Origin of the sequence: uncultured Azohydromonas sp. (assembly GCF_937926365.1) — a bacterium.
Classification (GTDB): Bacteria; Pseudomonadota; Gammaproteobacteria; order Burkholderiales; family Burkholderiaceae_C; genus Azohydromonas.
On record NZ_CALAOH010000054.1, the window covers coordinates 1 to 19,716 of the forward strand.

16 protein-coding genes are annotated in these 19,716 nt (G+C 70.6%); 7 read left to right on the forward strand and 9 right to left on the reverse strand.

What is annotated here, in order from left to right; genetic code table 11:
* Positions 1-210, reverse strand: a 210-nt coding sequence (locus tag Q0741_RS05710; protein ID WP_298232231.1) for a hypothetical protein, incomplete at its 3' end; no start/stop codon positions are given.
* A gap of 975 nt (positions 211-1,185) precedes the next feature.
* Between Q0741_RS05710 and Q0741_RS05715 the strand changes: the two genes are divergently transcribed.
* The 5 genes from Q0741_RS05715 (at position 1,186) to rocF (ending at position 6,862) form a co-directional block, all read left to right on the forward strand.
* The gene (locus tag Q0741_RS05715) at positions 1,186-2,421 is read left to right on the forward strand and encodes a GGDEF domain-containing protein (RefSeq protein WP_298232232.1); all 1,236 of its coding nucleotides are present in this window, start codon (positions 1,186-1,188) and stop codon (positions 2,419-2,421) included.
* Between the two features lie 181 nt (positions 2,422-2,602).
* Positions 2,603-4,036 (forward strand): S41 family peptidase, encoded by a 1,434-nt coding sequence (locus Q0741_RS05720; RefSeq protein ID WP_298232233.1) that lies wholly within the window; start codon positions 2,603-2,605, stop codon positions 4,034-4,036.
* A gap of 90 nt (positions 4,037-4,126) precedes the next feature.
* Entirely contained in the window at positions 4,127-4,888 is a 762-nt protein-coding gene (locus Q0741_RS05725) for a HesA/MoeB/ThiF family protein (protein WP_298232234.1), read from the forward strand.
* A 26-nt stretch (positions 4,889-4,914) separates the two neighbouring features.
* On the forward strand, positions 4,915-5,817 hold the full coding sequence (locus Q0741_RS05730; RefSeq protein ID WP_298232235.1) for an LOG family protein: 903 nt from the start codon (positions 4,915-4,917) through the stop codon (positions 5,815-5,817).
* A 121-nt stretch (positions 5,818-5,938) separates the two neighbouring features.
* Positions 5,939-6,862 carry an arginase gene (rocF, locus tag Q0741_RS05735; protein ID WP_298232236.1) on the forward strand — a complete coding sequence of 308 codons (924 nt, stop codon included), beginning with the start codon at positions 5,939-5,941 and terminating at the stop codon, positions 6,860-6,862.
* Between the two features lie 62 nt (positions 6,863-6,924).
* On the opposite strand, the gene Q0741_RS05740 is transcribed toward rocF, so the two are convergent.
* The 3 genes from Q0741_RS05740 to Q0741_RS05750 all read right to left on the reverse strand — a co-directional run bounded on the left by Q0741_RS05740 (position 6,925) and on the right by Q0741_RS05750 (position 12,029).
* Positions 6,925-8,613 (reverse strand): Na/Pi cotransporter family protein, encoded by a 1,689-nt coding sequence (locus Q0741_RS05740; protein WP_298232237.1) that lies wholly within the window; start codon positions 8,611-8,613, stop codon positions 6,925-6,927.
* A gap of 162 nt (positions 8,614-8,775) precedes the next feature.
* Positions 8,776-9,324, reverse strand: a complete 549-nt coding sequence (locus Q0741_RS05745; protein ID WP_298232238.1) for a thermonuclease family protein — start codon at positions 9,322-9,324, stop codon at positions 8,776-8,778.
* Positions 9,321-12,029 (reverse strand): CHASE domain-containing protein, encoded by a 2,709-nt coding sequence (locus tag Q0741_RS05750; protein WP_298232239.1) that lies wholly within the window; start codon positions 12,027-12,029, stop codon positions 9,321-9,323. Before Q0741_RS05750 ends, Q0741_RS05745 begins: the two co-directional genes overlap by 4 nt.
* 655 nt (positions 12,030-12,684) lie before the next feature.
* Between Q0741_RS05750 and Q0741_RS05755 the strand changes: the two genes are divergently transcribed.
* Complete coding sequence (locus Q0741_RS05755; RefSeq protein ID WP_298232240.1) at positions 12,685-12,831, forward strand: hypothetical protein; 147 nt, start codon at positions 12,685-12,687, stop codon at positions 12,829-12,831.
* A gap of 59 nt (positions 12,832-12,890) precedes the next feature.
* On the opposite strand, the gene Q0741_RS05760 is transcribed toward Q0741_RS05755, so the two are convergent.
* Entirely contained in the window at positions 12,891-15,350 is a 2,460-nt protein-coding gene (locus Q0741_RS05760; RefSeq protein ID WP_298232274.1) for a ligase-associated DNA damage response DEXH box helicase, read from the reverse strand.
* 135 nt (positions 15,351-15,485) lie between these two features.
* Here Q0741_RS05760 and Q0741_RS05765 point away from each other — a divergent pair, with 135 nt between their 5' ends.
* On the forward strand, positions 15,486-16,163 hold the full coding sequence (locus Q0741_RS05765) for a hypothetical protein (RefSeq protein ID WP_298232241.1): 678 nt from the start codon (positions 15,486-15,488) through the stop codon (positions 16,161-16,163).
* A 6-nt stretch (positions 16,164-16,169) separates the two neighbouring features.
* Here the strand turns inward: Q0741_RS05765 and Q0741_RS05770 are convergent, their stop codons facing one another.
* From Q0741_RS05770 to Q0741_RS05785, 4 genes are all read right to left on the reverse strand, one after another.
* Positions 16,170-16,616 (reverse strand): response regulator, encoded by a 447-nt coding sequence (locus Q0741_RS05770; RefSeq protein ID WP_298232242.1) that lies wholly within the window; start codon positions 16,614-16,616, stop codon positions 16,170-16,172.
* 182 nt (positions 16,617-16,798) lie between these two features.
* Positions 16,799-17,611, reverse strand: coding sequence for a DUF429 domain-containing protein (locus tag Q0741_RS05775; RefSeq protein ID WP_298232275.1), 813 nt, complete (start codon positions 17,609-17,611; stop codon positions 16,799-16,801).
* Positions 17,612-17,636: 25 nt separating this feature from the next.
* Complete coding sequence (locus Q0741_RS05780; protein WP_298232243.1) at positions 17,637-18,587, reverse strand: 2-hydroxyacid dehydrogenase; 951 nt, start codon at positions 18,585-18,587, stop codon at positions 17,637-17,639.
* A 14-nt stretch (positions 18,588-18,601) separates the two neighbouring features.
* Positions 18,602-19,570, reverse strand: a complete 969-nt coding sequence (locus Q0741_RS05785; protein WP_298232244.1) for a tripartite tricarboxylate transporter substrate binding protein — start codon at positions 19,568-19,570, stop codon at positions 18,602-18,604.
* Between the last annotated feature and the right edge of the window lie 146 nt (positions 19,571-19,716).

Genomic DNA, 19,716 nt, shown 5'->3' on the forward strand with positions numbered 1-19,716 from the left:
TTGGCCGCCGATGGGGCCACAGCCCTTCGAGCCCGTGACGCCGCTGGCCGGGCGCCGTGCCGGCCACCAGCCGGTGCACCTGCTGCCGAGCTGCACCTCGTGGCCGTCCACCTCCAGGCGCGCGTGCTGCTGCGCTTGGCCGCCGATGGGGCCACAGCCCTTCGAGCCCGTGACGCCGCTGGCCGGGCGCGCCCCAGCCTCCCGGTGCACTCACACCCCTGTAGGTTCTTCTGCCAACAAGTGCAACACGGGTAATGCGAACCCCGGGCGCGAACTACTTGCAGTCCGCGCCAAGGGGGTTATGTGATGCAGCAGGGGCTGACAGTCCCTGACCGCTGCAGGCCTTTCCCGAAAGGGCAGGCCGCAGGTAATGCGAGCCCCCAGTGCTGGCAAGAGATTTCCGGTTTTCCATCAATCAGCCTAAGCACAGGCGCTGCAGTGCACGAGCTGCTGCACTTGGCGCGGATCCCGCCCGCTGGCCGTCGATCTACCAGCGCGGCGCCGTGGTGGAGCTGGGCCATGTCCCGCCTGCGGGCCGCAGCAGGCGCGCATAGGGCCGGCGCTGGACATGTACGCCAGGCTGAACACCACTGCCAGCCCGGGCGCACCTTGGTATCGGCCTCACGCCAAGGGATCGAACCGATATTCCAAGTTGGGTGACGCCTGCGCCACCCGGGGGCAACTTTGGGGGCAACTCTTCACTTCGTGGCGTCATTTCCATAGGGAAATGTGCTTCCTGTCGGCGGACCAAAGCAGGGACTCATGTAGTCCCAGGTTCACTCAAGGCCCCTAAGTAGATCAACGACTTAGGGGCCTTTTTCTTGCCATGTTCACCCGCAATGAGGCTGTGCAGCGCGTCCCGAACCGGGGAACAGACCATGATGACGAATGCAGACTGCGTGAATGCCACCTGCCCGCCTGAGTTGCAGCGGCGGCGCTTGACGGACAGTGCGGGGCTGTACCTGGAGGTATCGCCTACCAGGGCCAGGCGCCAAGACGCCGAGTTGCTGGCGCTGCCAGCCGGGGCTGGCGCGCCAACCTCGGTGCAGGGGTTGCCTTGCCACTGGCGGGACCAGCCCTCCTCTCGCGCCCACGCCTCGCAATGGGCCCGGTTGCAAACCTGATGCAACCCTCGGCAACCACCGCTTACTTCACGCCGCCCTGATCGGACCGATGAGGGCGGCGATGTCTCCCCCACTCGATCTGCCCTGCGACAGTGCCGCCGCCCCGACGGCACGACCCAGCGCGTTCCAGCCCTTCCAACGCCTGCAGCGGCTCAAGCTGCTGTGCCTGGGGGGGCTGTTCCTGCTGCTGGCGCTGCTGAGCGTGGCGCAGGGCTGGGATTCGATGCGGGAACTCTCGGCGCAGCGGCGCACGCAGGCCCTTGTGGCCGACATCCACCAGTTGCGCGAGCGGCTGCTCGATACCGAGGACGCGCTGCGCGTCTACCAGACCACCAACAACGACGTGCTGCTGCGCCAATACCTGCGCTGCGCCCTACCCTGCCTCAGCACCGCGGGGCTGCGGGCGCAGGCTGACGAACCGGCGCAGCAGGCGCTGTTCGAGCGCGTCACCGAGTGGGACCAGACCCTGCTGCCGCTGCTGCGCCAGGCGCTGGATGGCGGCCCGTCCACGGCGCCGCTGCCCCTGCCCGCGATCGGCCAGATGCACCGGCTGCTGCTGCAGGCCGAGGAGGCCGAGCTCGCCACGCTGCGCCGCCACGAGGAAGCTTGGCGCACGCGCGGCGTGCAACTGCAACTGATGCTCGGCACCACACTGCTGCTGGGCTTCGCCGGTGTGCTGCTGCTGCAGCGGCGCACCCGGGCGCTGGTGCAGGCCGGGCTGCGCGCGGAGACCGCGCTGGAGGAAGCGCTGCTGCGCGATCCGCTCACCAGTGCCTACAACCGCCGCGGGCTGGATTTGCACCTGGCGCACCGGCTGGACCAGGCGCGGCAGCGGCAGCAGCCGCTGGCCCTGCTGGCGCTGGACCTGGACGGCTTCAAGGCCGTCAACGACCGCCACGGCCATGGCGCGGGCGACACAGCGCTGCGCACCATCGTGGCGCGGCTGCAAGAGACCGTGGGCGAACACGGACTGGTCACCCGCACCGGCGGCGACGAGTTCGTGCTCGCGCTGCAGGCACCATTGGACGAGGCTGGCGCGCATCTGGTGGCGCAGCGCTTGTTGCGCGCCGTGGAGGCCCCGCTGGCGCTGCCCGGCGGCGGCGCGGCGCGGCTGGGGGCCTCCATCGGCTTGGCCATGTTCCCGCGCCACGGCGCCGATGCGCCGACGCTGCTGCAAGCGGCCGACGCCGCCTCGTACGCCGCCAAGCGCGGCGGCAAGCACCGCGTCTGCACTTTCGGCGAGCCGGCGTGGCTGGGCACCGCGCACGCCGTCGTGCCGCTGCGCCGGGTGCGCTGAGTGCGGCTAGGCTGGGCTCGCGCCGCCGCGGCGCATCCAAGCGCGGCTTCTGCAGGCATCCGGCGTGAAATTGCCTTGAAAGTCGCCTGCGGAGCGCAAGTTATGGCCCTGCGGTCCTTAATCCCTGGGGGGCGAAACGTATACTGCCCCGGCTACTTCATCTCGCGGGAAAGCTGTTCACATGGGTGCCAAATTGAAAGTCGCCGGCCTCGTAGCCATTGGCGCCGTGGCGGGCGCGCTCACCACGATGCAGCTGCAGGCGGTGGCACGCAACGCGACTTCACCACTGCCGCTGGAGGAGCTCCAGCAACTCGCCGCCGTCTTCGGCATCGTCAAGAGCGACTACGTCGAGGCGGTGGACGAGAAGAAGCTGCTGACCGATGCCATCGCGGGCATGGTTTCGGGGCTCGATCCGCACAGCCAGTATTTCGACAAGAAGAGTTTCAAGGAATTCCGCGAGGGCACCAGCGGCCGCTTCGTGGGCGTGGGCATCGAGATCGGCATGGAGGACGGGCTGGTCAAGGTGGTGTCGCCCATCGAGGGCTCGCCGGCTTTCCGCGCCGGACTCAAGGCGGGTGACCTGATCACCAAGATCGACGACACCGCCGTCAAGGGCCTGACCATGGACCAGGCCGTCAAGCGCATGCGCGGCGAGCCCAGCACCAAGGTGCAGCTCACCATCTTCCGCAAGGCCGAGAGCCGCACCTTCCCGGTGACGATCACGCGCGAGGAAATCCGCGTGCAGAGCGTGCGCGCCAAGGTGGTGGAACCCGGCTACGCGTGGCTGCGCGTGAGCCAGTTCCAGGACCGCACGGTGGAAGACTTCGTGCGCAAGATCGAGGAAATCTACAAGCAGGAGCCCGCCCTCAAAGGCTTGGTGCTGGACCTGCGCAACGACCCGGGCGGCCTGCTCGAAGGCGCCGTGGCGATCTCCGCGGCCTTCCTGCCCTCGGACGTGGTGGTGGTCTCCACCAACGGCCAGCTACCCGACTCCAAGGCCACCTTCAAGGCCTCGTCGGAGTTCTACCAGCGCCGTGGCGGCGCCGATCCGCTCAAGCGGCTGCCCGAAGCCGTCAAGAAGGTGCCGATGGTGGTGCTGGTCAACGAGGGCTCGGCCTCGGCCAGCGAGATCGTCGCCGGCGCGCTGCAGGACCACAAGCGCGCCGTCATCATGGGCGCGCAGACCTTCGGCAAGGGCTCGGTGCAGACGGTGCGCCCGCTGACGCAGGACACGGCGCTCAAGCTCACCACCGCGCGCTACTACACCCCCAGCGGGCGCTCGATCCAAGCCAAGGGCATCGTGCCCGACGTGTGGCTGGACGAGACCGCCGAGGGCAACGTCTTCGCCGCGCTGCGCATGCGCGAGGCCGACCTCGACAAGCACCTCGGCACCGCCGAGGAAAAGCGCGACGAGGCGCGCGAGAAAGCCCGCGAGGAGGCGCGCCAGAAGCTCGAAGAGCAGTTGGCCAAGCGCGCCGAGCCGCCCAAGCCGCTGCCCGAGTTCGGCAGTGCCGAGGACTTCCAACTGCTGCAGGCGCTCAACCGGCTGAAGAACAAGCCGGTGGTGGTCAGCAAGACCATGAGCGAGCGCAAGCCCGAGAGCGAAACCAACTGAGCCGGCACCACGCTTGGCCATCGGCCACTGCCTTCGCAAAGCCCGCCATGCGCGGGCTTTGTGCTCTGTGGCGGCGGCTATGCTGACGCGATGAACGACGATCAGCTCCTGCGCTACTCGCGCCACATTCTGCTCAACGAACTTGGCGTGGAAGGCCAGCAGAAGCTGCTGGACAGCCGCGCGCTGGTGATCGGCGCCGGCGGCCTGGGCTCGCCGGTGGCGCTGTACCTGGGCACTGCGGGGCTGGGCACCATCACGCTGGTGGACCACGACACGGTGGACCTGACCAACCTGCAGCGCCAGATCGCGCACGACATGGCGCACGTGGGCCAGCCCAAGGTGCTGTCCGCCGCGGCCAGCATCCATGCGCTGAACCCGGAGACGCGCGTCCTCACGCTGCAGGAAAAGGTTGACGCGGCGCGGCTGGACGAGCTCGTGTACGGCGCCGACGTGGTGCTCGACTGCAGCGACAACTTCCGCACCCGCCACGCCGTCAACGCCGCCTGCGTGCGCCACGGCAGGCCGCTGGTGTCGGGCGCGGCCATCGGCTTCGACGGCCAGATCGCCGTGTACGACACACGCCACGCCGAGGCACCCTGCTACGCCTGTGTATTTCCGCCGGAATCGGGCGTGGAGGAGGTGCGCTGCGCCACCATGGGCGTGTTCGCGCCGCTGGTGGGCATCATCGGCAGCATGCAGGCGGCCGAGGCCCTGAAGTTGCTTGCCGGGGTGGGCAGCTCTCTGGCCGGACGGCTGCAAATGCTGGACGCGCGCAGCATGGAGTGGACGGAGATCCGCATCGGCCGCTCCGCCCAGTGCCCGGTGTGCGCCACGCGTGGCGCGGCGCACTGACACAACAAACCATTCCCGTACATCGCATGGAAAAGCGCCCCGACCTGACCGCCCGCAACTTCCCCACGGCCGAGGAAGAAGCGCTGTCGCAGCTTGAAGCCTCCCGCTACGCCGGCCCCGAGAGCGCCTACCGCCTGGCCTTCACCGACACGGCCTTCCTGCTGCGCGAGCAGTTGCGCCCGGTGCGCATGCAGCTGGAGCTGCTCAAGCCCGAATTGGTGCAGCGCGAGCAGGGCATCGAGTCGACCATCGTCATCTTCGGCAGCGCGCGCGTGCTGCCGCCGGAGGAGGCGCAGTTGCGGCTGGAGGCCGCGCGCGAGCTGGGCGAACCCCAGGCGCTGCGGCGCGCCGAGATGGGCGTGCTCATGAGCCGCTTCTACGACGAGGCGCGGCGCTTCGCGGCGCTGGTGACCACGCAATCGCGCTCGCACGACACGCCGATCTACGTCGTCACCGGCGGCGGCCCCGGCGTCATGGAGGCGGGCAACCGCGGCGCCTTCGAGGTGGAAGGCAAGAGCATCGGCCTGAACATCGTGCTGCCGCACGAGCAGGCACCCAACCCGTACATCACGCCGGAGCTGTGCTTCCAGTTCCACTACTTCGCGCTGCGCAAGATGCATTTCCTCATGCGCAGCATCGCGCTGGTGTGCTTCCCCGGCGGCTTCGGCACGCTCGATGAGTTGTTCGAGGTGCTGACGCTGATCCAGACCGGCAAGTCGCGCGCGCGCCCGGTGCTGCTGTTCGGGCGCGAGTTCTGGACCAAGCTCATCAACTTCGACTGGCTGGTGGAGACCGGCATGATCAGCCCCGGCGACGTGAACCTGTTCCACTTCGTCGAAACCGCCGAGGACGCCTGGGCACGGCTGACCGAGATCTACGGCTTCGACGCCCCCGTGACGCAGACCGGCGAGTTCGCCGACGACATCTGAAGGAAAGCGCCCCGTTCGGGCTGAGCCCTTCGACAAGCTCGGGACGAACGGGCACATGGGAGGTAGCCGGCACGGCGGCTGCCCACCATCGATTGCCACCCGTTTGCCGCAGGAGCCGCGCATGAACCGCAATGTCAGTCTCATCGGCGCGCCCACCGACGTGGGCGCCGGGGCCCGCGGCGCCAGCATGGGCCCGGAGGCGCTGCGCGTGGCGCGCATCGGCCCGCTGCTGGGCGAGATGGGCCTGGACGTGGTGGACCGCGGCAACCTCACCGGCCCGGCCAACCCCTGGCTGCCGCCGGTGGAGGGCTACCGCCACTTCGACGAGGTGCTGGCCTGGAACCGCGCGGTGCACGAGGCGGTGTACGCGGAGCTGCAGACGGGGCGCTTCCCGATCCTGCTGGGCGGCGACCACTGCCTGGGGTTGGGCTCCATCAGTGCCGTGGCGCGGCACTGCCGCGGCACCGGCCAGAAGCTGCGCGTGCTCTGGCTCGATGCCCATGCCGACTTCAACACCGACCAGATCACCCCCAGCGGTAACATCCACGGCATGCCCGTGGCCTGCCTGTGCGGCTACGGCCCCCGCCCGCTGGTGGAGATCGGCGGCCACGTGCCGGCGTTGAGCCCCAAGTGGGTCAAGCAGATCGGCATCCGCAGCGTCGATGCCGGTGAGAAGCAGCTGCTGTACGACGCCGGGCTGGAGGTGTTCGACATGCGCTACATCGACGAGATGGGCATGCGCCACACCATGGAGCTGGCCCTGGCGACGATGGACGCCAGCACGCACCTGCACGTGAGCTTCGACGTCGACTTCCTCGACCCCTCCTTCGCCCCCGGCGTGGGCACCACCGTCATGGGCGGCCCCACCTACCGCGAGGCGCAGCTGTGCATGGAGATGATCGCCGACACCGGCCGCCTGGCCTCGCTGGACGTGATGGAGCTCAACCCGGCGCTGGACGTGCGCAACCGCACCGCCGAGGTCGCCGTGGACATGGTGCAGAGCCTCTTCGGCAAGAGCACGCTGGTGCGGCGCCCGGCGCGCTGAGGCTGCTCATGAACGCGGCTTCGCGGCCTCCGCGTTGAGGCCGCAACAGCTGCTCCCGCCCCTCATCCCTGCTGCTGCGCATCCTGCACCGGCGGCACCTGCGGCAGCGCCGTCGCGGGGCGCTGCCGCGTGTTGGCCAGCGCGCCGGCGGACTCCAGGATCGGGTAGGCGATGGAGCAGATGTGCGAGTTGATGCGCTTCAGGTCGCTGATGAGGTCCAGGTGCAGGCTGCTGGTCTCGATGCTGTAGGGCGTGTTGGCCTGCAGCCGCACGATGTGGGTGGCGGCGTACTCGTGCTCCAGGGCGCGGAAGCGCGCCTTCTCCTCCAGCAGCTTCTGCGCGTCGTGCACGTTGCCGTCGAGGAACACGCTCATCCCGAGGCGCAGGTTCTGCAGCAGGCGCTGGTGCAGGTGCACGATCTCGGCCATGCCGGCGTCGGAGAGTCGGCGCTTCTTGCGGATCTTCTTATCCTCGATGTCCTGCAGCACGCGCTCGATGATGTCCCCGATCTGCTCCATGTTGATGGTGAAGGAGACGATGTCGGTCCAGCGCCGCCCCTCGCGCTCCGACAGCGCCTCGCGCGAGATCTGCGTGAGGTAGAACTTGATGGCCGAGTACAGCGCGTCCACCGTGTCGTCCATCTTGCGCAGCTGCTGCGCCAGCGCCAGATCGTCGTGGCGCAGCACGGGCTCGATGCCGCGCAGCATGGTCTCCACGATATCGGCCTGGTGCAGCGCCTCGCGCGCGGCGCAGGTGATGGCCAGCGAGGGCGTCTCCAGCGCCATCGGGTCCAGGTGCTGCGGGCGTGCCGGCGCCGCCGGTACCGGCGGCTCGGTGAGCCACTGCTCCAGCCAGCGGGCCAGCAGCGTCGTGGCACCGACGAACAGCAGCGCCAGCGCCACGTTGAAGCCCAGGTGGAACAGCACCACCTGGCGCGCCACCGAGGGCGCGCTGGCTTGCAGCCAGGCGTGGATCTGCGGCAGCAGCGGCATCGCCACCAGGCAGCCCGCGACCTTGAACAGCAGGTTGCCCACCGGCAGCCGCCGCGTCGCCATCGAGCCGCGCAGCGTGGAGAGCACGCCCAGTACGCCGCTGCCGAGGTTGGCGCCCAGCACCAGGCCCAACGCCACCAGCGGCGCCAGCAGCCCTTGCGCCGCCAGCGTGGCGGTGAGCAGCACGATGGCCAGGCTGGAGTAGGACAGCACCGCCAGCACCATGCCCATGAGCAGCTGCGGCACCACTTCGCGCGGCAGCGAGGCCAGCAGCGTGCGCACCACCGGCGAGGCCACCAGGGGGTGCGTGCTCTCCATGATCAGGTGCAGTGCCAGCGTGATCAGCCCCAGGCCGATGAGCACGCGGCCCAGGCGCCCGGTGGCGCTCTTCTCGCGCGAGATGAACATCACCACGCCGACGAAGATCAGCAGCGGCGACAGCCACGACAGGTCGAAGGAGAAGAACACCGTCATGAGGCTGGAGCCCATGTCGGCGCCCAGCATCACCGCCAGCGCCGCCGAGGTCGGCACCAGCTGCCGTCCGACGAAGGAGGCCATGAGCATGCAGGTGGCGGTGCCCGACTGCAGCAGCATCGTCACGCCCATGCCCGCCAGCAGCGCCGAGGGACGCGAGCCCATGCCGCGCGCAAGCACGTGCCGCAGGTCCTCTCCGAACATGCGCAGCACTCCGGTGCGCACGATGAAGGTGCCCCATACCAGCAGGGCAATGGCGGCCAGCAGATTCAGCAGCTCGGTCATGAATACTTCTTCCGGGTCCCCCGGACGGCGCTGCCCTCCACCCCTCGCGGCGCGCGTCCTTTAAGAAACCCGAGCGAGAAGCATGCCCGAACCTCGCATGTGGCGGCTACAGGTGTTTACATGAAACCATGGTGACGTTGCTATCTCGCCGCACCGCGTTGCTCAGCCTGGGACGCAAGGCCCCTGGCGGTGCCTGAATTCGCGCGGCGTCAGCGCCGCGGGGTCGGCATGCAGGCCCAGGCCCAGCGCCCGTGCCGCGCGCTCGGCGGCGGCATAGGGGCCGGGGCGTCGATGCCAGCCGTCGTTCCAGGCCGCTCCCTGGCGCACCAGTTCCTCCCCCAGGTCCCGGCCCTGCGCATCGGCCACCCGCGCCAGCAGCCGGCCGTAGTCGTCGCGCGTCACCACGTGCACGCGCAGCTCGCGCCCCTGCACCAGCGCGCGCAACGCGTCACGCGCCTGTGGGCCCCAGGGCTGGCACAGCTCCGGCGCATCCAGCCCCTGCAGCCTCAGCTTCAGGGCGCGGCCCCCGTCGCTCGGGACCAGCCACAGGGTGTCGCCATCGACCACCCGCTCGGCGCGGCCACGCAGCTCGGCCGCAGCCTGAGCCGCAAGCGCCGCCGCCGGCGCCATGAGCAGCCCGGTGGCCAGCAACGCCACCCGCAGCCCGTGCAGGCGGCCCGCCGCAACCCGTGCCGCGCGGTGGCGGCTCAACCCGGTTGCTCCACGCCCTGCGCCGCCGGGCGCTCCTCCCGGACCAGCAACTCGTCCAGCCGCTGCAGGAAGGCATGAATTTCGATGGGCTTGCTCCAGAACCCGTCGAAACCGCTGGCGCGGGCGCGCTCGACGTTGTCGGGCATGGCGTCGGCCGTCAGCGCGACACAGCGCAGGCCGCGCGTGCGCGGGTCGGCACGCAGCCGTGCGAGCACCTCGTGGCCGCTGATGTCGGGCAGGTTCAGGTCGATGAGCACCAGCGCCGGCAGCTCGCTGCGCGCCAGCGCCAGGCCCGATTCGCCGCTCTCCGCGATGCGCAGCCGGCACTGTGGCCGCAGCGCCATGATGTGCTCCACCAACAGCGCGTTGACCGGCTCGTCCTCGATGTAGAGCACCAGCGGCGCCGCGCCGGTGGCCGGCATCGCGGCGGCAGGAGGGGAGGTGGGTGCGCAAGCAGCGACCGGTGCCGGCGATGGCGGCGCGGGCACCGGGACCGCTTCAGCCGGGGCCACGGGCAACTCCAGGGTGAACACGCTGCCGCCCTCCTCGCCCCGGCCCGCGCGCAGGCTGCCGTGCATGAGCTGCGCCAGGCGCTGCGAGATCACCAGTCCCAGCCCCGTGCCCTCGATGCCCGAGCGCTCCGCGCCCAGACGGTTGAAGGGCTGGAAGAGCTGGCCGAGCTGCGCGTCGCTGAGGCCCGGGCCCGAGTCCTCCACGGCGATGGCCACGCGCCCGGGACCGGCGGCGCGCACCGTCAGCCGCACCCAGCCGCCGCGGCGGTTGTACTTGATGGCATTGCTCAGCAGGTTGAGCAGCACCTCGCGCAGCCGCGTGGCATCGGCCTGCACCTGCTCGGCCGCGCCGCCGAGCTCGGCGCTGAGCGTGACCTCGGCGGCGCGCGCCATCGGCTCCAGCGCGTCCAGGCAGGACGGCACCAGCGGCGCCAGCGCCACAGGCCTCAGCGCCAGGCGCAGGCTGCCGGACTCGATGCCGGTGAGGTCCAGCATCTCGTTGATCATCGTCAGCAGGTGCTCGCCCGCGCCCTGGATGCGCTGCAGCCGCTGCGCCTGCGCCGTGGGCAGCGGCGAGCGCGCGTCGAGCTGCATCATCTGCGCGAAGCCCAGGATGGCGTTGAGCGGCGTGCGCAGCTCGTGGCTGGTGCGCGCCAGGAACTCGCTCTTGGCGCGGCTGGCGCGCTCGGCGGCCTCACGCGCCGCGCGATCCTCCTCGGCGTACTTGCGCTCGCTGATGTCGAGGTTGGTGCCGGCCATGCGCAGCGCGCGCCCTTGCGCGTCGCGCTCCACCACGCGGCCGACGTCCAGCACCCAGCGCCAAGGGGCCGCACCGGTGCCCACGCGGTACTCGGCCACGTAGGCGGCGCTGCGGCCCTCCAGGTGCGCCCGCAGCGCCGCCTGCATCGCCTCACGGTCCTCGGGATGCACCAGGCCCTTCCAGCCCGCCACGCTGGGCAGCGGCTCCGCCGCGCCGCAGCCGCGCATGGCCAGCCAGCGCGCGTTCCAGGCCAGGGTGCCGGTGGTGATGCTCCAGTCCCACAGCCCCAGGTCGGCGCCGGCCAGCGCCAGTTCCAGCCGCTGCTCGCTGGCCCGCAGCGCGGCATTGGCGGCCGCGAGCTCGGCGGTGCGCGCCGCCACGCGCGAGGCCAGCTCGGCACGCACCCGGTGCTGCAGCCGCAGCAGCCGGAACAGCAACAGGCTCGCCAGCGTGCCGCCGATCAGCACCAGCATCGCGGCGGCCTCCACGGGCGAGTCGAGCTGCTGGCGCAGGTGCAGCAGCCACACCCGGCCGCCCACGTTCACGCGCAGCGACTGCGTCCGCGTGGCCGCTTCGGCCGCCACGCGTGACGGCCCGGCCTGCTGGCCGTCGTAGAGCAGGTTGCCGCGCGAGGGCAAGGCCTCGCGGCCGGCCGGTCCCAGGTCGTGCAGCCGCAGATCCAGCCCCTGCAGCAACTCGCCGCCCAGCGTGGCGTCGATGAAGTCGCTCATGCGCAGCACCACCTCGGCCGTGCCCAGGAAGGCGGTTCGGCGCTGCTCCAACGTGTCCAGCGGCATGAGCGGGCGGTACACCGGCTCGCGCAGCACCAGCAGAGGGCCGAGGTTGCGCGCCTGCTCCAGGTTGGACCACGCCGAGGCGATGAAGCGGCCGTTGTCGCGCGCCTCCTCCAGCCCGCGGCGGCGGTCCGGCGACGAGGCGATGTCGAAGCCGAGCATGGCCTCGTTGCCTTCCAGGGGTTCGAGGTAGTCGACGACGTAGTAGTCGTCGCGGTCGCCCGGCGGATGGATCTCGAAGTCCGGGTAGCCCTGCGGCCGCACGCTGATGTCACCGCGCACCATGGCTTCGAAGGCGAACCGGTCTTCAGCCGCGAGATAGCGCACGAAGCGCAGCGCGCGGAAGCCCGGGTGGCGCCGCGGCAGCTCCAGTTGCTGCGCCAGGCGCCTGAACTCGTCGCGCGTGACCGTGTCGGAGGCCAGGAACAGCCCGCGCACGCCGCGCAGCACCTCGGCCCAGCCGTCCACGCGCCGCTCCACCACCTCGGCCACGATGCGCGCGCGCGCCTCGAAATCCAGCCGCGCGCGCGTGCGGGCCGCCTCCTGCACGTACCACGCCGCGCCCAGGCTCAGCGCCAGTCCCAGCACGAGCACCAGGAGCGCAAGCGGCGGCGAGCGGGACTGGTCCGAAGCAGGCATGACAGACGAACGGCGCTGGAGCGGCGGCAGGACGGCTCCTGTACAGCTGAACTCCCCACCATAGTCCTGCGCTTGCGGGCTGCCCAGGGGACGGCGAGCGGCACCGGCGAGTTGTGCGCAGTAATGCACGGCGCCGGCCAATCGCCATTTCCGCCTCTACCCGTTCGGCCCGCAATTGGGCATAAATACATCCACGGCGCCGCGATGCAGTAAGGTGGCACCGCTCCAGGCAATACGTCGGAAAGGAGGCTTTCATTAGAACGTCGAGTGAACAGACTGCTCCTGAAACTCCGGGGAACGATAAATCTCAGCGACCCATCTGAGTTCTTGCCCCCTGTGTCTTGATGAATTGCACGCGGGTTTTCCATGCCCACGGCTTCAGCCCTTGATGGCATGTCGATTCGGCAAACTTCTGACTGCCGATGTGCATCGACAAATCCAGGGAATACCACCCTGATGCCCCCAAAGCCGCTGTAGCCACGGCGATGGCAAGCCCCTCCCTTCAAACGGCGCCCACGGGCGCCGTTCCATTTTCGTGCAGCTTTCCACGCCAGCACCGATTTTCCGCCTTCGGCCCCTCGTGGATTTTCCAAAGGTGGCGCATAAACAAATTCCTTACCACTGCGCCGCCCATGCCGGCGCCCAGGATTGCGCCATGAACGCCCTCAAGGAATACCTGCTGCTGATCGTGATTTCGGTTTTTCTGGCCAACAGCGTGGGCACGGCCTACGGCGAACTGGCGAATTCCCTGCTCAGCGAGGTCGTGCTCAAGCTGGAGCGGGTACAGGGCCTGGTGCGCTGAAGCCAGCGCGACCCGGCACGATGACACTGGACTATTCCGCCCGTATTTGAACCCGGCGCTCAACCCGCGCCCGGCTCGCCCAAGATCCGGGCCAGCCGCTGCGCCAGCTTCTCGTTGCTGAGCTGCTCCCGCCAGCGCTCCACCATCAGCGGTACGGCCAGCGGGCTGGGCTCCCTCAGATCCACCAGCAGCACCCGCTGCGCCGCCAGCCGGCGCAGCGTCTTCTCCAGCCGCCCTATTTCCAGCTCCTGCGCCAGCGCCTCGTTGCGCGCCTGTGCCAGCAGCAGGTTGTCCGGGTCGTATTGGCGGAACACGTCGTAGAACAGACCGCTCGACGCCTGTAATTGCCGCGCGCTCTTGGCCGCGCCCGGATAGCCGCCGAATACCAGCCCCGCCACGCGCGCAATCTCCCGGAAGCGCCGCTGCGCCAATTGCCGTGCATCCAGGCTGGCCAGCAGATCCGCCTCCAGCTGCGCGGTGGCGAATATCGAGCCGTCCAGCAGCGTGCCCAGAGCCAGCGGGCGCGCGCTCAGCAATTCCAGCCCATATTCGTTGACCGCCAGCGAGAAGGTATTGGCCTGCGCCTGCGCCAGCCGCCAGGCCAGCAATCCCGCCAGGCCCAGGTGCACCGGACCGCCGGCGAAGGGATAAATCCACAAGTGATGGCCCTCGCGCGAGCGGTGGCGCTCGACCAGCAATTCATCCGGCCCGGGCAACCGGGACACGCCGGCCTGCAATTCCAGCATCGGCCGCGCCGCGCGCATTTCCGGCTCATTGAATTCTCCCCGCGCCGCCTCGTGCAGCAATTCGCGCAGGGCATTCGCCAATTCGTCGGACAGCGCCATGCGCGTGCCGGACCAGACCGGGATGCGCCCGCTTTTCTTCGTCGCCCGCGTCACGTAGGCCGTGAGTTCGCGCACCCGCACGAATTCCAGCAGCCGCCCGGCGAACCAGAAACAGTCGCCCGGCGCCAGGCGGGCAATGAAACTCTCATCGACGGTGCCCAGCGCGGCGCCGCCCACCATCCGCAGCCGCATGGTGGTCTCGGACACGATGGTCCCGACCTGCAGCCGGTGCCGGTGCGCGATGGCGCGGTCCGTGACGCGAAAGCGCCCGTCCACCACCCGCAGCCGGTGGTACTGCGGGTACGCCGCCAAGCTCTTGCCGCCCTGCCCCGCGAAAGCCAGCGCCCAGTCGAACTCCTCGCGCGTGAGATCGCGGTAGGCCGGGGCGCCGCGCACCTCCTCGAACAGCGCCGGCGCGCCCCAGCCGCCATCGGGCAGCGGCTCGGCCTCGAAGCCACCGCCCAGCGCCACCGTCACCAGATGCTGCACCAGCACGTCCATCGGTTTACAGGGGCTGCGCCGCGCCTCGATGGCACCGGCCTGGGCAGCGCGGCGCAGCGCCGCCGCCTCCAGCAGCTCGAACGACTGCGTGGGCACCAGCGTGGCGCGGCTGGCGCGCCCGGGCGCGTGGCCGGAGCGCCCCGCGCGCTGCAGCAGCCGCGCCACGCCCTTGGGGCTGCCGATCTGCAGCACCCGCTCCACCGGCAGGAAGTCCACGCCCAGGTCCAGCGAGGAGGTCGCCACCACCGCCTTGAGCCGCCCCTCCTTCAGCCCCTGCTCCACCCACTCGCGCAGGGACCGGTCCAGCGAGCCGTGGTGCAGCGCGATGACGCCGGCCCAGTCCGGGCGCGCCTCCAGCAGGCGCTGGTACCAGATCTCGCTTTGCGAGCGCACGTTGGTGAACACGAGGCAGGTGCCCGCCGGCTCGATCTCGCGCACCACCGCGTCCAGCATGCGCAGGCCGAGCTGGCCCGGCCAGGAGAAGCGCGCCGGGGCATCGGGCAGCAGCGTGTCGATCACCAGCCGCTTGTCGATGCGCCCCTGCACCAGCCGGGCGCTCCCAGCGCCGGTCAAGGTGGACATCGCCTCCTCCAGGTTGCCCAGCGTCGCACTCAGGCCCCAGGTCAGCAGCCGCGGGTTCCAACGCCGCAGCCGCGCCAGCGCCAGCTGCACCTGCACGCCGCGCTTGCTGCCGATGAGCTCGTGCCACTCGTCCACCACCACGGTGTGCACGTGGCGCAGCTCGGCCTCGGCATCGGCGCGCGTGAGCAGCAGGCTCAGCGACTCGGGCGTGGTCACCAGCGCCTGCGGACGCTGCCGCTCCTGGCGCTGGCGCTCGGCCGTGCTGGTGTCGCCGGTGCGCTGCGCCAGTCCGAAGCCCGGCGCCACCTCGGCCAGCGGACGCGCCAGCGCCTGGGCCGTGTCGCTGGCCAGCGCGCGCATGGGCGTGATCCACAGCACCTGCAGCCCCGCCGCCGCGCTGCGCCGCGCCAGCGCGCCGAACCACACGGCGTAGGTCTTGCCGGAGCCGGTGGTGGCGTGCAGCAGGCCGCTGTGGCCCGCGGCCATCGCGGCCCACACCTCGCGCTGGAAGGCGAAAGGCGTCCAGCCCTGGGCGGCGAACCAGGCCTCGGCGGCGGCGCCGGGCGGTTCGGACGGCAAGTCGGGGCGCATGCGCAAGGCGGGCGAGGGAAGCACGGGCGGGGTTCGGACGTACACGGCGAGCATGCCCCAAGCGCCGCCGGTGGCCGCGCGACGGCGGCTGCGCTACCTTGCCTGCCCTGTGTCCACTGCCATGAGGAGACTGCAATGCCCGCCATGACGAAGAAGACGCTGCTGCTGCCGCTGTGCGCCGCCCTCCTGTCCGCCTGCACGTCGGCGCAGCAGCCCGGCGCGTCACCGGGGTCGCAGCTGGGCTTCTTCGTCACCAGCACCGGGCTGGGCCGCGGCGCGGACCTGGGCGGACTGGCCGGCGCGGACAAGCACTGCCAGGCCTTGGCCGAGGACGTGGGCGCCGGCGGGCGCACCTGGCGCGCCTACCTCAGCACCAGCGCCGAAGGCGGCACGCCGGCCGTGAACGCGCGCGACCGCATCGGCACCGGCCCCTGGCGCAACGCGCGCGGCGTGGTCATCGCCGAGAACGTGGCGCAGTTGCACCAGGACAACCGCATCACCAAGGACACGGCGCTGACCGAGAAAGGCGACACCGTGCGCGGCCGGGGCGACACGCCCAACATGCACGACATCCTCACCGGCTCCCAGGCCGACGGCACGGCCTACCCCGCCGGCGGCAACGACATGAGCTGCCGCAACTGGACCCACAGCGGCGAAGGCGCCGCCATGGTCGGCCACCACGACCGCACCGGGCTGGACGACAGCGCGGCGGCCAAGTCCTGGAACACCTCGCACCCCACGCGCGGCTGCAGCCAGGACGCGCTCAAGGCGACGGGGGGCGCGGGGCTGTTCTACTGCTTCGCGGCGAACTGAGGCCCGTCACCCCCAGGCGCCGCCGCCGGCCAGCAGCTTCTCCAGCGCCTGCAGGTCCACCGGCTTGACCAGGTGCCCGTCGAAGCCCGCGTCCTGCGAGCGCTGCCTGTCCGCGGCCTGGCCCCAGCCGGTGACGGCAATGAGCAGCGAGCGCGCCGACCAGGGCTGCTGGCGGATGCGCCGGCACAGCTCGCAGCCGTCCAGCCCCGGCAGCCCCAGGTCCAGCAGCAGCACCTCGGGCTGCAGCCGCGAGGCCAGCTCCAGCGCATGCAGGCCGTCGTAGGCGGTATGTGCCTCGTGGCCGCCGAGCTGCAGCAGCATCGCCAGGCTGTCGGCGCTGTCGGCGTTGTCGTCCACGATCAGGATGCGCCGCCCCCGCGGCGCGGTTTCGCCGGACCGGTGGTCCTCGGAGGCGGAATCGGAAGGGGGCGGAAGGTCGGGCAGGTTCGGCATGGCAGGGTCGGCCGATGCGGCCGCGGCGGGTATCGGGCCAAAGGCCGTTAAAGATGGGGCGCTCGGCCCCGGAGACAAGGGGATTGTCCCCGCAGCGCCCGGTGGGTTTCCCGGGAGACGCTGCCGGCCTCCAGGTTCGGCCGGCGCAGCGTGCCCTTCGCTTCGATCCCGGGCCCGCGCGCCTACGCGCTGACGATCCAGCCCTCCACCGGGTCGAAATCGGCGGGCAGTCCCCAGTCCTCGCGGCTGCCGGCCCAGGCGGCCTGCACCAGGCACAGCACGGCATCGAGCCGGTCGCCGCTGGCATCGGCGATCAGCGCGTCGTGCTGCGCCGGCGTGAGTTTCAAGCGCAGGCCCAGGCGCGTGCGGCCCTGCTCCAGCGCGGCGACGATGTCCTTGCGCGCGATCAGCCGCTCCGGCGTGTGCTTGAGCGCGTCGTCGTTCTTGTAGGAGCGGCGGCCGATGAGTTCGCGCGCCAGCAGCCCCGGATAGGCCTCCAGCGCGACGCGCGTGCGGTCGCCGTCGAGCAGCCCGGGCAGGTGCGCGCCCGCCTCCAGCAGCAGCGGCACGCCCGCGTGCAGCATGTAGGCCACGGGCGGATTGACCCACTTCATCGAGCTGCTGGCGCCGGCCGGGGCGTCGGTGGCGCGGTGGGCGAACTTGCCGCCCACGGGGCGCGCGTTGCAGAAGGCGGCGAAGGTGTCGCGGATGGCGGAGCGCTCCAGGGCCGCGTAGTGGCGCATCAGCGGCAGCCACTCGGTGGGCCAGCCCAGGTGCTCGACCAGCTCGCGCGGCAGCCCGAAGGGAAAGTCGAAGCCGCCGACCCAGGGCCCGGGCCGCTTGAGGAAGGCACCGAAGGCCTCCAGCGTGTCGAAGGCGTGCAGCGCCTCCAGCTTCACCGCGCCCCCCACGGCACGCCCCTGCGCCACCACCACGGGCTTGCGCCGGGTGGGGCGGCTGGAGAAATCGGCGCCGAGGAAGTCGCAGGAATGCATCGGCGCCATTGTCCGGCGCCTCGTCTCAAGCCACCGGCGCCGCCACCTTCGGCTTCCCTTCGGCAAAGAACGCCCGCAGGTTCTCCAGCACCAGCGCCGACATCGCCTGGCGCGTCTCGCTGGTGGCGCTGGCCACGTGCGGCAGCAGCACCACGTTGTCCAGCCGCAGCAGCGCCTCGGGCACGCGCGGCTCGTCCACATACACGTCCAGGCCCGCGCCGGCGATGCGTTTCTCTTGCAGGCACTTCACCAGCACCGCCTCGTCCACCACCGTGCCGCGCGCGATGTTGACCAGGAAGCCTTGCGGCCCCAGCGCGTCCAGCACCTCGGCCGAGACCAGGTTGCGGCTCTCCGCCCCGCCCGCCGCCGCGATCACCAGGAAGTCGGCCCAGCGCGCCAGCTCCACCAGGCTCGGCTCGTAGCCGAAGGACACGCCCTCGGCGGGACGGCGGTTGTGGTAGCGGATCTCCATGTCGAAGCCGCTGGCGCGCCTGGCGATGGTGCGGCCGATGCGCCCCAGCCCCACGATGCCCAGCCGCTTGCCGCTCACGCGCGTGGCCAGCGGAAATTTCTCGTTCAGCCAACCGCCGCGGCGCACGAAGCGGTCCGCCTCGGTGGCGCGGCGCGCCACGTCCAGCAGCAGCGTGAAGGCGGTGTCCGCCACGCAGTCGTTGAGCACCTCGGGCGTGTAGCCCACCGGGATGCCGCGGCGCGCGGCGGCGCCCAGGTCGATCTTGTCCAGGCCCACGCCGAAGCTGGAAATCACTTTCAGATTCGGCAGCGACTCGATCAGCGCGGCGTCGATGCCCACCGCCGCCGAGGTCACGGCGGCGACGAACTCGGCGCCGTGACCGGCCAGGTACGCCCGCGCATCGGGCTGCTGCACCAGCAGCGTGAGCTCGAAATCGGCGGCGAGCTGCTGCTCCAGCCAGGGCGTCAGGCGGCCGATCTGCAGCACGCGGGGTTTGTCAGTCATGAGGGTCCTTTCCATCAGTCGATCTTCACGCCGCCCTGTGCCACCACCTTGGCCCAGTTGGCGCGCTCGCGCTCGAAGAAGGTGGTGAATTCGGTGGGCGTCATGGTGTGGACCTCGGCGCCCTGCCCGCTCAGGCGCTGGCGCACCTCGGGCGTGCGGATGATGCGGGTGAGCTCGGCCGCGACCTTCTCGAGCACCGCCGACGGCGTGTTGGCCGGCATCAGCACGCCCTGCCAGGTGCCGGACTCGAAGCCCTTGACGCCCTGCTCGGCGATGGTGGGCACGTTGGGCAGCAGCGCCACGCGCGTGGACTTGGACACGCCCAGCACCTTGAGCTGGCCCGACTGCACGAAGGGCAGCGTCGCCAGCATGCCGTTCATCAGCACGTGCGCCTGGCCCGCCACGGTGTCGTTGATGGCCTGCGAGCCACCTTTGTACGGGATGTACTCCCACTTGGCGCCGGTGGCCTTCTCCACCGCCACGCCCGCCACGTGCGGCGCGCTGCCGATGGCCGTCACGGCGAAGTCCATCTGTTGCTTGTGCGACAGCGCCACCAGCTCCTTGAGGTTGCTGGCCTGCACCGAGGGATGCACCACCAGCAGGTGCGGCGAGTAGGCCAGCATGGTCACGCCCTTGAGGTCCTTACTGGGATTGAAGGGCAGCCGGTTGTAGACCGACGCGGTGATGGCCAGCGCGCCCACGTCGCACAGCAGCAGCGTGTGGCCGTCGTTGGACTTGGCCACCAAGTCGGTGCCGGTGTTGCCGTTGGCGCCGGGCTTGTTCTCGATGATCACCGTCGTCTTCAGCGCCTCCGACAGCGGCTGGCTGATGGCGCGGGCGATGATGTCCGAGGAGCCCCCCGGCGGGTACGGCACCACGATGCGAAGCGGCTTCGTGGGCCATTGCTGGGCCTGCGCGGCGCCGGCGGCACAAACGGCCAGCGCGGCGGCGGCCAGGGCGTGGAACGTGGTTCTGCAGTTCATGGGGTTGTCTCCTTACAGGTCAGTACGAGGGCAAAACGGGTCCGCCATGCCGGTGAAGGCGCGGTGCTGTACGCGAAGAACGGAGCAGGCGTCCGGCGCGTCCCGTAGCCGAGGCGCCACGCACCCTGCTTCGTCATGCCCGCGCA

Bases quoted from the DNA above. Each gene is read 5' to 3' on its own strand.
- Q0741_RS05740 (WP_298232237.1), bottom strand. From the start codon at position 8,613: ATGACCGAGCTGCTGAATCTGCTGGCCGCCATTGCCCTGCTGGTATGG.
- Q0741_RS05760 (WP_298232274.1), bottom strand. From the start codon at position 15,350: ATGCGCCCCGACTTGCCGTCCGAACCGCCCGGCGCCGCCGCCGAGGCC.
- Q0741_RS05725 (WP_298232234.1), top strand. From the start codon at position 4,127: ATGAACGACGATCAGCTCCTGCGCTACTCGCGCCACATTCTGCTCAAC.
- Q0741_RS05770 (WP_298232242.1), bottom strand. From the start codon at position 16,616: ATGCCGAACCTGCCCGACCTTCCGCCCCCTTCCGATTCCGCCTCCGAG.
- Q0741_RS05730 (WP_298232235.1), top strand. From the start codon at position 4,915: ATGGAAAAGCGCCCCGACCTGACCGCCCGCAACTTCCCCACGGCCGAG.
- Q0741_RS05785 (WP_298232244.1), bottom strand. From the start codon at position 19,570: ATGAACTGCAGAACCACGTTCCACGCCCTGGCCGCCGCCGCGCTGGCC.
- Q0741_RS05755 (WP_298232240.1), top strand. From the start codon at position 12,685: ATGAACGCCCTCAAGGAATACCTGCTGCTGATCGTGATTTCGGTTTTT.
- Q0741_RS05715 (WP_298232232.1), top strand. From the start codon at position 1,186: ATGTCTCCCCCACTCGATCTGCCCTGCGACAGTGCCGCCGCCCCGACG.
- Q0741_RS05780 (WP_298232243.1), bottom strand. From the start codon at position 18,587: ATGACTGACAAACCCCGCGTGCTGCAGATCGGCCGCCTGACGCCCTGG.
- rocF (WP_298232236.1), top strand. From the start codon at position 5,939: ATGAACCGCAATGTCAGTCTCATCGGCGCGCCCACCGACGTGGGCGCC.
- Q0741_RS05765 (WP_298232241.1), top strand. From the start codon at position 15,486: ATGCCCGCCATGACGAAGAAGACGCTGCTGCTGCCGCTGTGCGCCGCC.
- Q0741_RS05720 (WP_298232233.1), top strand. From the start codon at position 2,603: ATGGGTGCCAAATTGAAAGTCGCCGGCCTCGTAGCCATTGGCGCCGTG.
- Q0741_RS05750 (WP_298232239.1), bottom strand. From the start codon at position 12,029: ATGCCTGCTTCGGACCAGTCCCGCTCGCCGCCGCTTGCGCTCCTGGTG.
- Q0741_RS05775 (WP_298232275.1), bottom strand. From the start codon at position 17,611: ATGCATTCCTGCGACTTCCTCGGCGCCGATTTCTCCAGCCGCCCCACC.